The following is a 14,620-nucleotide window of genomic DNA, read 5'->3' as shown; positions in this document are numbered from 1 at the left end:
TTTAAAGGGATCAAAAAAAACTATGCTTAAGCCGTTTACCGGCTAAAAGCATAGTCTTCTTTCCTACGGAATATGAACCGTCTTCACATGATCAAAATGTAAAAAAACGGGGTTTCCACTTACAGTCGCAAGCTCAATCATACTTTGATCGACATTTTTCAGAACGCCGATTTTATTTGAATTCTCGCCGAGATCAAGCACGACGAATTCGCCGATTAATTTACGAAGCTGTTGATCAAAAGTTCTTGCAAGGGTTAGCGGGGATGGCTTTAGAGGGAATTGTTCCGGTGTTAACGTGTATGGTGTTACGTTAGGACTGTACGGAATTAAATATTTCATATGGTGAAGAGAGATGATCACCGTATGATAAACAGGAGAATAGAAGACGAAAAAATCATTCATAACGGTGGTCAAATAACCATGAATAGACTGATTACCTGTAATATAAATTTCAGAGAACATACCTTTCGCGTTCATCAATATTTTTCGGTACGAGACGGGTTCATTATAAGGCTCGAAAGGCATTTCCGGTACTTCATATATTTCTTCTGCTTCTTCTTTATGAGTTGAAAGACGAAGCTGCTGCAGATGAATAAGCGGGATATACAAAAATTGTGTTCCATTATGCAGCACTAATATATCCTGACCAAACTCGATCAATTTACCTCGTATAGGCGCTACTTTCCCTGAAATCTCCAATTCGACCTGCTTATCCAACAGCGGATGACGGTTTTTCATGCAATTAACCTCCTTTCATCCGGATAGATCGCTTAATCGGGCAAAAGCTCTACCTTTTGCCCGACAGGCCATTATGATTTTTTTACTGAACTGCGAGTTGTTTTTACGGCAGCCGCATTTGCATTACTTTTTCCACCGCTGCGATTGCCTTGTGTTTTGTTTTTATTGTTGTTTTTGCTGTCGCTTTTGTTTTCGTTTTTGCTGTTGCTTTTGTTTTCGTTTTTGCTGTTGCTATTGGCGTTGCTGTTTTTATTTTCGTTTTTGTTATTGTTGTTTCCGCCAGAACGGTTGCTCGCAGCTTTAATCGATTTGATGTGGTAGTTCTGGATTTGCATAGCTTCTTTACCGGAAACGAGCAGAATTGAGTTGTTTCCTGCTTGAGCAATGAAACCTTCAACCTTCTCAGGTCCGCCAGAATTAAGCTGTACGAAGGTTTGATTCAGGGCACGGATAACGCCATTAAAATTGCTAGCATTAATAACCGCTGTGCTGCCACTGCCGCTTCTATTGCCTTTGCTGCCGCTGCTTGTATTGCCAGCTCCTGCCTCCGTAACACTTTTAACATGGCTAGTCGCAACATATACGACACCTTCACTTGTGACTAAAACGAGATAGTCGCTTTTTACAGAGTGAAGCTTGCCTTGGAGTGATTCCGGTCCGCCGCGATTAATTTTTGCATTTTTGCCTACCATCGTTTGTAAAAAATTATGATCCTTGTTTCCACTCTGGCTGCTTTTGTGGCTATTGTTATTACTAGCAACCGATTGACCAGCTGAATAACCATTGTTGTACCATAGACTCATAAAAAAATCCCTCCGATAATTTCATTGTTTGTTGTTAAAAGCCTGTCTTCAAATACGCCCTTACGACCTATTCACTTCCCATTCATTACTCTGCTGCTTTGCATCCTCCTTCTCTCATTCACTCCATCTATCATGAGATACGAAATGTAATATATTAATATGTATACCGTATGGAAGTGGTACTAGATTGCTATCTATTTATGAGAGATTGAGCAATTCCCCTATAAATAATAGAGTAGTATAATTATAGATTTTGAACTCTACTGGTTCAGATATGGAAGCTTTCCATTGTGATCATTAGGATTGAAAACATTCATGACCAAATAATCGTGACCATCTGGGCATTAGCTGAATAGAGTATTAAGATCAAAACGCCTATCGTGCAACGGTAGGCTTTATCTTTTGCTTTTAGGAGATGGTTAGATGGTTGCTGAAGTCTTGCCGACACGTTCCATACGGATGAATGCTTCTGATTTCCAAGAGATACAAAGCGATGCTTGGGGGCGTTCCTTCAAACCGGCACAACTCGAGATGGAGGGACAAACCTATACTGCAGAGTTTGGCCTGCGGGGAGGACATACACGTAATTATTCCAAAAAATCTTATGAAGTTCGGCTTGAAAATGGCAAAACATTTCATTGGAATGCGGAATATGACGATCCATCCATGATGCGAAACGCACTTTCCTTTTACTTTTTCAATAAAATTGGTGTGCCATCCCCTCAAACCAACCACTTCTGGCTCATAATAAATGACGTGCCTCGAGGTGTTTATTTGGAAATCGAAGCGGTAGATCAACTTTTTTTCGAAAAAAGGGGCATTGGCTGCCGTTCTCTTCTCTATGCAGTCAATGACAGTGCCGACTTCAGCTTAACGGACCCTGTCTCTAAAGGTACGAAAGCTTCGTTATTTGATGGTTATGAATTGAAGCTGGGAAAGACGGGGACAAAAAAGAGGCTCGTATCGTTCGTTCGAAATATCAATCGTTTGTCTGGCAGTAAACTGAATGAGCATAATGCCAAACGCCTTGATGTATCACAATATTTATTATGGCTTGCCGGAGCTGTATTGACTGGAAATTACGATGGATTTGATCAAAACTATGCAATTTATGAGCATAGCAAAAGTGGGAAATATCGAATCATTCCATGGGATTACGAGGGAACCTGGGGAAGAAACTGTTACGGAAAGCCTTGCGGCAGTGATCTCGTCCGTCTTCAGGGCTACAATACGCTGACAGAGAAGCTATTTACTTTCCCGTCGTGCAGAAGAAAATATAGAGCGATTTTAAAGAAACTGCTGTTATCCGCATTTACTTCCGAGAAGCTGGAACCCGTCATTTCGCAGATGCATGCACAGTTATCTCCGGCTATTCGCAGCGATTATACGCGAAAGGCGAGCTATGACACCTTTTTAGCAGAACCAGCCTTTATTTATAACTACATTGATGAAAGACGCAATATATTGCAGCAATCATTACGGGAATGGTTATAAACCACTCCCGTATGCTGATCAAAAAATATCCATGCTCATATACCGCTCTCCGGTATCTGGAGCAATGCACAGCACTCGCTTCCCAGCACCAAGACGTTTTGCAATTTGCATCGCTGCCCATACCGAAGCGCCTGAGGAAGGGCCTAGCAGCAAACCCTCTTGCGTCGCTAACGCTCTCATTGTCGTTAGAGCATGCTCATCTGAAACTTGAATGATTTCATCATAAATCGATGTATTAAGAATAGCGGGCACGAAACCAGGACTAGTACCGACAAGCTTATGCGGGCCTGGCTTTCCTCCTGACAACACCGGTGACCCTTGCGGCTCTACTACCGCTACATACAAATGAGGGAGCACTTCCTTTAGCGCTTCGCCTGTTCCTGTAATCGTGCCGCCTGTTCCTGCGGTAGCAACGAAAGCGTCTAGCTTGCCATCTGTCTGCTCGATAATTTCTATCGCAGTCGTCATTCGGTGAATCTGCGGATTTGCATGATTCTCGAATTGATTCGGTATGTAGCTGCCCGGGCGCTCAGCCCGAAGCTCCTCCGCTTTTCGAATGGCTCCCGGCATGCGTTCAGCAGCAGGTGTAAGCACAACTTCCGCTCCGTATGCCTGCAGCAGTTTAATCCGCTCAGCAGTCATGTTGTCCGGCATAACTAATATTATGTTGTAGCCTCTAGCTGCTGCGTTCATGGCTAGGCCTATGCCTGTATTGCCGCTAGTTGGTTCAATAATGGTATCACCAGGCTTAATCAAACCGCGCTTCTCGGCATCATTAATAAGAGAGAAGGCTGCGCGATCCTTTACGCTGCCGCTTGGGTTAAAGCGTTCCAGCTTAACGCATACTTCGGCGCTGCCTTCTTCTGGAAGACGGTTTAGCCTTACGACAGGCGTATTCCCAATTAATTGCGTAATGTCTGCAACTACTTTCGGCATTCCTTCACTTCCTTTCTATTTAGGTTTGTGCTTGCTGTTCTGTAAGAAACGGCTTCATGAACCACCAACCAGCAATCGGCACGATGCCAACCGCAAACAAGAGCCAAGTAATGGCGACAGCAGAATGATTCAGCGGCAAAACGATTAAATATGACGATAAGCCGATAATCCTGCCTAAAACCAATCCCGCTTCACGAAGGACGATAAATTCCTCTCGTTCCCGCGCACTTTCCTCGGACTGACCAATGAGGTCAAAAACTCTTGAAGTCATAGGAATAATATAAAGCGGCATAAACAGTGATGTTCCGATTCCGAACATAAGCAGTGTAGCATAAGAGACCTTCCAGAACAGCGGCAATATAGCGATTCCAATCATGATAACGCCTATGAGCATCGCCCATTTGCGATTGTTTTTTTTGAGCATTTTGCCAACAATCCAGAAGCTGATTAAGGCAACTAAGGATGTAATGAGTGAATACGTTCCTAGCTTGCTTTCGTTTTGCGTAGCTACGTATACTGTAAGGCCAACAAGAAACATAAATACGCCTTCTCGCACGCCCTGCGCTGCAATAGCTGGAAACATGCGACGCCACGGATTTCCTTTTTGCATCAACTGCTGGAAACCATGCTTCCAATTATAGCGGCCTTGACCATGGCGTTTTTTAAGCCAAAAACTGAGCACTACACTTATAGAAAATATGATTAATGAAAGGGTGAAAATAAGCCTATATCCCTTTTCTCCTTGCATCGAAGTGATAAGCAAGCCTGATACCCACGGCGCCACGATACCTGCCGCAGAACCAAGCAGCCCCGACCAACCATTGAAACGATCCCGATTATCTGGATCTGTCACTTCGAAATAAACTACATTAAATGCGACCCAAAAAAAACCGAGTGCCATCCCATTTAAAAGGCCAAGCGGCAAATAATATACCTTCGCTTGTGTACCCAGCAGCAGTACTGAACAATAAAACACGCCTGACAAAATAATGCCTATGCGCAAACTATTCATTTTGTTATGCTCTTTTACCCATTTCCCAACAACCCAAAAGGTTAATCCACTCATTACATATTGACCCATAGTGAACCAACCGATCAACATATAAGATTGGCTTGCTTTCCATAAGTATACGGGAACAAACGTCCCGGACAGCGCGTTCGCAATACCGTAAAGCGCCTGCACAATAAGTAAAAGGGCTGCTTGTCCATTTAAGGTTTTTGCCAAAACGATTCCTCCTGCCGCAGGCCAGTTCATGCATTCACATGTCTAGCCCTTTACGTATCAGAATTACGTTTTGTAAGATTCCCTTATTGGATGCAGCCCATGCCCGTCCATTATTGCCAGTTGTCTGTTATTCTTCCGGTGTTAGACGATTGATCATTTGCTCGCGGTCGCCTGAACTCAGCAAGGACGAGGTTTGATAGCAAACGGGACAAACGTACAAGGTCAATTGAAAAGGAGTTTCGAGCACCGCTTTTCCTAAAGATGGAGCGATTCTCGACTCGAATTGCTGCCCGTCAATTGTCTGTACGCCTGCTTCGATCATATACGCCCGACATGCCGGGCATTCAGGTACTTCATCCTGATCATCAAGCACACGCTGAACCGTTTCTTCCACAGCAAATCGTGCACTGTCAGCATTGCGGAAACCATCACCCTGAGCTAGCCAACGTTTATGGTTCGGATCATCGGAATCGTCTTCTTCCGCTTCTTCCTCCAGTTCATCGTCTGACCAATCGTCTTCAGGATCCTCGCCATTTTGCTTCGCTGCTCTGCGAGCATCATTGATTTTTAGCGCCTGAACTGCTTTTTCATGCTCATCAGCTTCCACTTCATCCTCATCATAACCAAGCTCTATCGTACGATATGCGCTTAATTCATTGTCGCAATGCGGACAATGCGATTCTGGCCCAATCTCCTCATCCCATACAATTTCCGTTAAACACCAAGGACATATCAAATGCTCATCCATACTCATAACTTCCCCTCTAATGATTCATTAAATATACGATACCGAAAACAAAAAACAAAACAGCGACAACCGCTAGTATTCTCCATAAATATTTCATATGGCTTCACCCCGTTTATATAATGACAGTTGCACCAATCACGTAAGATAAAGATACAGAAATGATCATTGCAATAAGCCCTACCGCACGGTTATCACGAGCGATTTCGTCATCGATTCGAAAAACAGGCGTTAGAAATTCGAATAAAAAATAAGCTGCCATAAGTATGACGAAACCGAACGCACCCCAGATAAGGCTTTGATACACCGAATCGTTGGACTCGATGGAAAACCTGAAAATATTACAAATACCGAATATTTTACCGCTTGTCGCCATAGCAACAGCAACGTTTCCCTTTTTTATCTCCGTCCAGCATTTATATTTGGTTACGAGCTCAAAGCACGATAAAAAAACGATGAGAGACAGCACCGCAACCGATACATAAACAAGTGAAGCAGCATACGGATTGCTCAGCAACTGATCGACTTCATTACTCATTTACAAGACCCCTCCATCATCTGCCGTATTCGATTGCGCAATGGCTAGGAGCTATTTAAGCTCCACAACCGTCACGCCAACGCCGCCCTCGCCATAATTGCCGAGTCGAAAGCTCTTCGCATGGCTGTGTCTACGCAAATATTGCTGTATTCCTGTACGAAGCACGCCAGTGCCTTTACCATGAATAATAGCAACCTGAGCTAAGCCTGATAAAAAGGCCTCATCAAGAAAACGGTCAACCTCTAGGATTGCTTCTTCCAGATTTTCTCCGCGAAGATCGAGCTCCATCTTAATATTTTCTTCTCTGGTGCGCTGCAAGCTGGCTGCTTGCTTCGGCTGTTGTGTCTTACTAGCGGTAGCTCCAGAGCTTCGCAGCTCCAAATCATCCAGCGCAACCTTCATCTTCATAATGCCCAGCTGCACTGTAGCATCGGAACCATGAATTTCCACAACCGTGCCCTTCTGATTTAAGCTGTATACGGTTACTTCGTCGCCAGCTTCAATCTTAACCTGCTTCGTTGCTGTCTTGGAAGCACCCCGCTTCGATTTCTGAAGCTCGGGAGCCGCTTCATCCAGCTTGCGGCGTGCCTCAATGAGCTTATGCTCCTTGACGGAGGCACCCTCCTCCATTGCAAGCTTCCGCAAATCCGCAATAATTTGCTCTGCCTCGCGTTTGGCTTTGAGGACAGCCTCGCGAGCCTCATCTTGCGCCTTCTGCATCAGCTTTTCTTTCTGCTCTTCAAAGCGCAAACTCTCTGCCTCATGGCGCGCGCGCAGCGTCTCCATCTCACGGCGGAGCGACTCTGCCGTTTGACGTTCCGTTTCAGCGCCTAACCGGTTCTCTTCAAGGGAGGCGATCATATTTTCAACCCGTTGATCCTCTTCGCTTACTTCTCCTCTTGCATGCTCAATAATCGAGCGGGCAAGCCCTAAACGCTCAGCGATAGCAAATGCATTGCTTCGGCCTGGAACACCCACAAGCAGACGGTACGTAGGGCTTAACGTAGCAACATCAAACTCCATGCTGGCGTTAATAACACCCTTGCGATTGTAAGCATAAGCTTTCAGCTCGCTGTAATGCGTAGTCGCTACAATACGGCTTTCCATTGCATGAACATGCTCCAATATGGCAATCGCAAGCGCCGAGCCTTCAGCTGGATCTGTTCCTGCACCAAGCTCATCAAGCAGCACTAAGCTCTTAGATGTCATGGAGCCTAAAATGCCAATGATGTTTTTGAGATGGCTGGAAAACGTACTGAGGCTTTGCTCAATGCTTTGCTCATCACCGATATCGGCATAGATAGCATCAAATACACAAAGCTGGCTGCCATCCTCAGCAGGTACAAACAATCCTGACATGGCCATAAGGCTAAGCAGTCCGATGGTTTTTAAGGAAACCGTTTTACCGCCTGTATTCGGTCCCGTTACAATGATAGAAGTGTATTGATTGCCAAGCTCCACATCGAGTGGAACTACCTGCTCAGGAGCAATTAGCGGATGGCGTCCACGTTTTATTTTCAGAAAACCTCGGTCATTCATCCGCGGCTGTGTAGCCTTCATGAGATGAGCAAGCCGAGCCTTGGCAAAAGCAAAATCGATTTGGCCAAGCAAATCCAAGTTATAAATAAGATCTTCTACATAATCGGATGCCAAAGCAGTTAGCTTCTGCAAAATTTTCTCAATTTCCCGCAGCTCGCCTGCCTTCAGCTCTCGAAGCTTGTTGTTCATCGCAACTATGGCTTCCGGCTCGATAAACAATGTTGCGCCAGAACCAGACTGATCGTGCACGATTCCGCCAAAGTGAGAACGGTATTCCTGTTTCACTGGAATAACATATCTATCGTTGCGAAGTGTTACGATGGCGTCCTGCAGCATTTTTTGAACGGATGAGGAACGGACCATTTGATCCATTTTCTCACGAATTCGTGATTCGCCATTTCTAAGCTCGCGCCGGATAGATGCCAGTTCAGCACTAGCGCTGTCCATCACTTCCGCTTGGTCATCGATGCAATCAAAAATCGCATCCTCAAGCGACTTATGCTCACTTATTTGATCTGCAATATGGTGCAGCATTGGAATGGGATTATCTTCATGCAAGACGCTGATATGCCGTTTTACACGTCTACCGCCCCGTGCTGTATTCGCAATATCCAGAAGCTCAGCCGGATTAAGGGTACCGCCTATACGGGCACGGTGAAGCGGCGCTGAGATGTCCACAATTCCACCAAATGGCGCACTGCCTTTAAGACGATCAGCTGTGTAGGCCTCGTCGGTAATTTGCAAAATCTGCTTTACCGATTCCAGATCCGAAACCGGCTGCAGCGACTCGGCAATGGTTTTCCCAAGCGATGTTGCTGCATGCTGAGACAATCTATGTATGATTTTAGGATATTCAAGTGTCTTCAAAATTTTAGTGTCCAACAATTAACACTCCTCTCGCCTTCCTATTATAGCCGAATCACGACTTTGATGCACGAACTGAACCGTTGTTTCATACATAAATGATGCTCAATTGGTCACAATATAAACGAACGAGCCGTCTAACGACGCAACTTTAGCAATACTGTACGGAAGGAAATAACAAAGAACTGCGAACGTGGGCGACTATAAGCTACACAAGTATCAAAACAGCTCCAGTTATGTTTTCCATTTGTAGAACTTAAGGAGGGTTATAAAATGTCTTTTTTGGGACATGTCGTCCGGTTTATCGTAGCCGCGCTGGTATTAATGCTTGTTGGGTTTATCGTTCCACAATTTAGTGTAGGCGGATTTTGGAGCGCCTTTTTCTTAGCGCTTGTCATTGCTGCACTAGGCTGGGTAATTGAAGGCATATTCGGCAAGCGGGTTACACCCTTTGGCCGAGGAATCGTCGGCTTCATCGCAAGCGCAGCTGTTATCTGGATTGCTCAGTTTATCGTAGGCGGCGTAACTGTAACCTTGCTCGGCGCTATCTTAGCTGCTCTTGTTATCGGGATCATCGACCTGTTCATTCCGGTCAGCACTCCCTATGAAGCAGGCAGACGCGATCGCGATTAATGCAGGCTTTATGTGAGACCAGCCCTTGATTGCCTTAATGGCGGTCAAGGGCTGATTGCTGCGTTCTGCCAAATTTTCGCGTTTCCCCTAATCATTTCACAAGAAATTCATGAGTTTGTCATCACACCGTCACTGCAATTGAAAGCTGGTTAAGGTACAATAGATACAATCCAAAACTTACCTATTACATTGGATAATCGAAAGGGGACGCTTTACGAATGAAAAAATGGTTATTATTTGCAAGCGCAATGTGTTTAGTCGTTGTCATTGCTGCATGCGGCACAAACACAGCCAAACCCGAAAATAAAGAAACAAATACAACAGTAGCAGATAGCGGAGCATCTTCATCTGACCTTGTCGTGACAGCAGCTAACTGGAAATTTGACAAGAAGGAATATAAAATCAAAGCCGGCGAGACGGTTAATCTCAAGCTTGATTCGGTTGACGGCATCCATGGCGTTCAGATTCAAAAAACCGACTACAAACTTTCAAATGGCGACACGATCGCTGTAAACATTAGTGAGCCGGGAAGTTATCAAATGATTTGTTCCGTTCCATGCGGAGCAGGGCATAGAGAAATGAAAGCTGTTTTGGTTGTAGAATAAACGATTCTGAAAATATATAAAACTTAAAAACAGCCGAGCCGGATGGAATGAATCTGCTCTGCTGTTTTTTTGTTGTTTCCTGTTCTATTTTACTCTGAGATAAGAGGTTAAAGCAGGAGAAACTTCCGTTATATTTATTTTTTACCTAAGCAGTGAGCATTTTGGGGATCATATCATTTTTTTGCACTATTCACGCAGCCAAACTACATATATTTTTCTTTTATCGCATATATCATTTTTATTTAACAATCGAGTAAGAAAGTTTGATGACCTTCCTCTTTCCCCTCCTTGTCCCCTCTGATAAAATATTAACAATATGCAAAGCGAAAGGAGAAATGGTGATGGGAATTTTACAAAATCGAGTCGCCATTGTTAGTGGAGCTGGTACGGGGCTTGGACGTGCAGCTTCAATCTCGTTTGCAGCAGAAGGCGCAGATGTTGTGCTGCTTGGGAGAAGACTTGCGAAGCTTGAGGAAACAGCTTCGATCGTAAAGGCAAAGACGGGAAAAGATGCAGTAGTGCTGCAGACAGATGTATCCGATGAGCAGCAAGTCCAAGACACCATTTCAGCAGTCGTCCAGCAATTTGGGCATATCGATATTATTTTGAACAATGCTGCTGTTCTTGAATCAGGCAGCGTGCTCGAACTAACCTCGGAAGAATGGCAAAATCAAATTGCGATCAATCTGACAGGACCATTTCTACTGACTAAGGCTGTTTTACCAACTATGCGCAGAGCAAAATATGGACGAATTATTAATATTACCTCCGGCCTATCATGGAACGGCGCAGGCGGCTATGCAGCATATAGCGCAGCCAAGGCAGGACTAGAGTCGTTGACACGCACCTTAGCCGATGAGGAGTATGAGCATGGCATTCTTGCAAACCTCTATAATCCCGGCATGCTTCGTACAGAAATGCACGCGACCGGCAAAGATCCTGCAATCGTTACACCGGACTTGATTCGTCTAGCTAGCTTGTCCGCCGGCGGTCCAACTGGCACAATCGTATCTTATGGTTAATCTCTAAAAAGAAACCGCAGAAACAAACGTCGGCAATAGCCTTTGTTTGTTTCTGCGGTTTCTTGGTTCTAGGCGCTGGATCAGCTGTGCTCAATAAGCTCGATCCATTCGTTGTATTCGGTTTGCAGCTTCGAATATTCATTTTTCAGCTTATGATGCTGCTCCTGCAGATCAGCGTGATCCTCAGCTAGCCTCTCTGCAGAACGAGCTGCTTCATCGCGTTCATAGACAAGTGACTCAAGTGCGCTTGCCGCCTCATCACGCTCACTAGCTAATCGCGCAGCCTGACGAGCTGCTTCATCTCTTTCTGCTGCAAGCTTAGACGTATGCTCGCTCAGCTCTTCCTTCAAATCGGATGCTGCAGCTGCTTCCTGCATTGCTCGCTCCAGCCGCTCTCTCAGCTCCTCTTCCGCTGATTCGCGCGACTTCTTCTCAAGCTCATACTGCTTCACCTCAGCAGCCACCTGTTCCGCATATTGCTGCTGTGCCTGCAATCGCTCACTGAGCTCACGTTCACGGGCAGAAGCTGCTTCTAGCTGCTGAGCTGCAATACGCTCTCGAGCTGCTGTCCATTCCAACTGCTCCGTTAGCTCTTGTTCTCTAATTTGCAGTTTCTCCAGCTCAGCCTTATAAACCTGTTCTCCGTTTGCCGCAGAAGCCGCTATTTGCTCAATTTTGTCCAGCTGCGCTTGCAGCTTCTGGGTGGCAGTCTCGTAATCGTGCTGCTGAAGCAGCAGCAGCTCCTCTTGATCCGCAGAAAGCTGCTTCAATTGCTCGTCATGCTCTGCTGCCAGTTGCTGCAAGCGAGCTTCCCGTTCATTCACTAGCTGCTTGCGAACCTCATCCTGCTTGGCAGCAAGCTCATTATATCGCTCTTCATACTGGTCAACGAGCTGCTCCGCAATAGCGGCTTGCTCGATAGCCGCTGCTTTGGACTTGGCTTCAAAATCATTTGTCAGCTGCTTCTGAGCATCTTCAAATTGAATCGCTTGCTCAAGCAGCTTCTCTTCGTATTTCTGAACGAGTTCATTCTGCCTAGCTTCATACTCGGCTGCCTTTTGCTTTGCCTGCTCATTATAATCATGAGCCAGCTGCTTATTTTGCTCCTCGTACTGCACAGCCTGCTCTAGCAGCTGTTCTTCATGAAGCGAAGCCATTGTTCTAGTATTTTCTTCATGCTCAGCTGCTTTTTGCTTGCTCCGCTCCTCATATTCAAGGACAAGCTGTTTGCTTTGCTCCTCATATAGCAGAGCCTGCTCTAGAAGCTGCTCTTCATGTTGATCTGCTTGCTGCTGCAGCTTCTCTTCATATTTTCTAGCAAGCTTCTTATTCAGTTCGTCATGGCTTGCTGCGAGCTCCTTGTACCTGGCATCCTTCTCTTCTGCCAACTGCTCATAGCGTTCATTGCTTTCTGCGGTCATTTGCTTAAACAGCTCGTCATTGTCGGCTTCGACAATTCGCAGCTGCCCTTCATGCTCCTCGCGCAGCGTCCTAGCAAGCTCACGCTTCTCATCCTCAAGCTTTTGCAGTTTCTGCTCATGCTCTTCTTCCAGCAATTCCTTCTGATTTTCAAGCTCAATCCGAAGAAGGTTGTTATGCTCTTCTGTCTGCTTCTGACTCATCAATTCATGCTCTTCAAGCTCAAGCTGCAGCTTTAATAACTCCTCTTCAAGCTCAAGCTGCTTCTGTTCCTGCTGCTGTTCACGTTCCGCTGCTTCTTTCAATCTTGTTTGCAAATCTGTTGCCCGCTTATCCGCAGCGGAAACATGACTGCGTTCATGAGCAAGCTTTTGTTCCAGCTCTTGGATTTGTGCTAAGGACTGAGTGCTCTGCTCCTGCAGCTCCTGTATCTTGCTGCGTGTTTCATTCAGCTCGCTTTGCAGCAGCTCCCATTCATTTTCTTTTTCATGGAGCTCCTGTTCCAGCTGCGCATAGGATGTGCGGAAGGATTCTTCCTGCTCCATTGCCTGAACGAGCTGCTCATCTGCTGAATTTATACGATTTTCAAATAATTCCTTGTCCTTCTTCCAGCCTTCTTGAAGCTCAGCAATCTGGGTTTGCAGCTTGCCTCGCTCCTCCAGCCAACCGTTTCTACGCCGCTCAAGATCAGCACGAAAAGCTTGTTCCGCTTTAACGGCTTCTGCCTTCCAAGCCTGCTCACGCTCTTCACTCTGGCGGGCAATTTCTAGCTGCGAGGTTTCTGCATGAGCTAACCAGCTGAGTTCTCGCTCATCCCATTTACTCTGCCAGCTTCCTTCAAGCTCCGACAGCTGAGCCTCTTTCTCTGCCTTTAATGCTGTAAGCAGTGCTTCTTGCTCCGAGGCTAAAGCATTCAATTGCGCTTCTTTTTCTTGTCTAAGTGCAGCCAGTTCATCTGCCTTCACTTGTTCAAGCTCCAATCGCAGTTCTTCCTTCTCCAGCTCCAATTCAAGCTGCTGATTGTCCTTGGACAATTGCAATTCAGCCAGTTCTGCTTCCTTTTGCTTTCTCAGCATGGCAAACTCTGCTTGCTCTGCTTCTTTCTGACTTGCAAGCTCTGCCAGCTCTAATTCCTTCTGACTTGCAAGCTCTGCAAGTTCTGTTTCCTTCTGACTTGCAAGCTCAGCCAGCTCTGCTTCCTTCTTACTCGCAAGCTCTGCAAGTTCTGAAGCCTTCTTGCTGCTGAGCTCCTCTATTTTCGTTTCCATTAATCGCTTTAACTCATTCAGCTCCGAATCCTTACGAGCTTGGAGCTGTGCAAATTGCTCATCCTTTTTCGCTCTGAGCGCAGTAATCCGTTCCACATTTTCTTGTGTAAGACGGATGATCGTCTCCTCCTGCACCTTCATTGCCTCGGCTGCTGCAGCTTGCTGAGCTGAAGCTTGCTCTGCGGCAAGCGCCAGCATTTCGTTCAGCTCTGCTTCTGCCGCCGCTTTAGCCTTTTGCAATTGCTCGCTCGCCATACGCTTCGTCTCAGCAAGCTCAGCTTTAAGCGAGACCGCTTGCTCGCTCATTTGCTCCAGCTCTCTGATCAGGAGATTAAGCTTTGCTTCTTCCTCCAGAAGTCTTGTATTGTCGCGGCGCAATCGAAATACTTCCTCTGTTATTTGCACAGCAGAGAGGACAGCCAGCTTCGGCATATCAAGACGCGGATACCCTTTCGCCAGCTTCTTCATGCTCTCGTCAATCGCCGCTGCAACCCTTTTCATATATTCTACGTTGGTATGGCCCTTTAACTTATATTGAATTCCATATATATCAACCGTAACTACCGTTTGTTCAGCATCCATTAAGGCGAATCCTCCTAATATACAAGTAGAGCTAGCTTAAACAGCTGACATCATCCTTCAGGGGCGTACGTTGTTTACGTTCTCAACCGTTGCCGTCCAGAGAGGAACTGCTTTCGTTTCTCTAGCAAATATAAATACATGACCGTTATGAAAAAACCAATCATTCCTTATATTTACAAGGAAAAAAGCCGCATCAATAGCTCACTAGG

General features: G+C 45.7%; 12 protein-coding genes. 4 read left to right on the top strand and 8 right to left on the bottom strand.

All coding sequences use genetic code 11. The features are described from left to right. Nucleotides 1–63: 63 nt before the first annotated feature. Both AB4Z45_RS09690 and AB4Z45_RS09685 read right to left on the bottom strand, forming a co-directional pair. Nucleotides 64–738, bottom strand: a complete 675-nt coding sequence (locus AB4Z45_RS09690; RefSeq protein WP_076267884.1) for a DUF2642 domain-containing protein — start codon at nt 736–738, stop codon at nt 64–66. Nucleotides 739–809: 71 nt separating this feature from the next. Continuing rightward, a complete protein-coding gene (locus tag AB4Z45_RS09685) occupies nt 810–1,541 on the bottom strand; it encodes a hypothetical protein (RefSeq protein WP_441908951.1) in 732 nt (243 codons plus the stop codon). 423 nt (nt 1,542–1,964) lie between these two features. On the opposite strand from AB4Z45_RS09685, the gene AB4Z45_RS09680 reads away from it, so the two are divergent. Continuing rightward, nucleotides 1,965–3,035: a CotH kinase family protein gene (locus AB4Z45_RS09680; protein WP_441908950.1), complete on the top strand. Its 1,071-nt coding sequence runs from the start codon at nt 1,965–1,967 to the stop codon at nt 3,033–3,035. Between the two features lie 18 nt (nt 3,036–3,053). Here the strand turns inward: AB4Z45_RS09680 and cysK are convergent, their stop codons facing one another. The 5 genes from cysK to AB4Z45_RS09655 form a co-directional block, all read right to left on the bottom strand. Beyond that, on the bottom strand, nt 3,054–3,971 hold the full coding sequence (gene cysK, locus AB4Z45_RS09675; protein WP_339207699.1) for a cysteine synthase A: 918 nt from the start codon (nt 3,969–3,971) through the stop codon (nt 3,054–3,056). Nucleotides 3,972–3,990: 19 nt separating this feature from the next. Further along, a complete protein-coding gene (locus AB4Z45_RS09670; protein ID WP_441908949.1) occupies nt 3,991–5,196 on the bottom strand; it encodes an MFS transporter in 1,206 nt (401 codons plus the stop codon). Nucleotides 5,197–5,323: 127 nt separating this feature from the next. Next, nucleotides 5,324–5,944 (bottom strand): hypothetical protein, encoded by a 621-nt coding sequence (locus tag AB4Z45_RS09665; RefSeq protein WP_441908948.1) that lies wholly within the window; start codon nt 5,942–5,944, stop codon nt 5,324–5,326. Nucleotides 5,945–6,056: 112 nt separating this feature from the next. Beyond that, complete coding sequence (locus AB4Z45_RS09660; RefSeq protein WP_076267890.1) at nt 6,057–6,479, bottom strand: DUF350 domain-containing protein; 423 nt, start codon at nt 6,477–6,479, stop codon at nt 6,057–6,059. 51 nt (nt 6,480–6,530) lie between these two features. Then, nucleotides 6,531–8,900: an endonuclease MutS2 gene (locus AB4Z45_RS09655; protein WP_441908947.1), complete on the bottom strand. Its 2,370-nt coding sequence runs from the start codon at nt 8,898–8,900 to the stop codon at nt 6,531–6,533. Between the two features lie 255 nt (nt 8,901–9,155). Between AB4Z45_RS09655 and AB4Z45_RS09650 the strand changes: the two genes are divergently transcribed. The 3 genes from AB4Z45_RS09650 to AB4Z45_RS09640 all read left to right on the top strand — a co-directional run bounded on the left by AB4Z45_RS09650 (nt 9,156) and on the right by AB4Z45_RS09640 (nt 11,142). Then, a complete protein-coding gene (locus tag AB4Z45_RS09650; RefSeq protein ID WP_076267892.1) occupies nt 9,156–9,515 on the top strand; it encodes a phage holin family protein in 360 nt (119 codons plus the stop codon). Nucleotides 9,516–9,733: 218 nt separating this feature from the next. Further along, the gene (locus tag AB4Z45_RS09645) at nt 9,734–10,120 is read left to right on the top strand and encodes a hypothetical protein (RefSeq protein ID WP_076267893.1); all 387 of its coding nucleotides are present in this window, start codon (nt 9,734–9,736) and stop codon (nt 10,118–10,120) included. Between the two features lie 341 nt (nt 10,121–10,461). Then, the gene (locus tag AB4Z45_RS09640; RefSeq protein WP_441908945.1) at nt 10,462–11,142 is read left to right on the top strand and encodes an SDR family NAD(P)-dependent oxidoreductase; all 681 of its coding nucleotides are present in this window, start codon (nt 10,462–10,464) and stop codon (nt 11,140–11,142) included. An 80-nt stretch (nt 11,143–11,222) separates the two neighbouring features. On the opposite strand, the gene AB4Z45_RS09635 is transcribed toward AB4Z45_RS09640, so the two are convergent. Further along, the gene (locus AB4Z45_RS09635; RefSeq protein ID WP_441908944.1) at nt 11,223–14,411 is read right to left on the bottom strand and encodes a hypothetical protein; all 3,189 of its coding nucleotides are present in this window, start codon (nt 14,409–14,411) and stop codon (nt 11,223–11,225) included. Nucleotides 14,412–14,620 lie beyond the last annotated feature (209 nt).

The organism is Paenibacillus sp. MCAF9 (assembly GCF_052114265.1).
In the GTDB taxonomy this organism is placed as follows: domain Bacteria; phylum Bacillota; class Bacilli; order Paenibacillales; family Paenibacillaceae; genus Pristimantibacillus.
The sequence above is the reverse complement of the archived record's forward strand: the minus strand, read 5'-3'. Positions and strand labels throughout refer to the sequence as shown.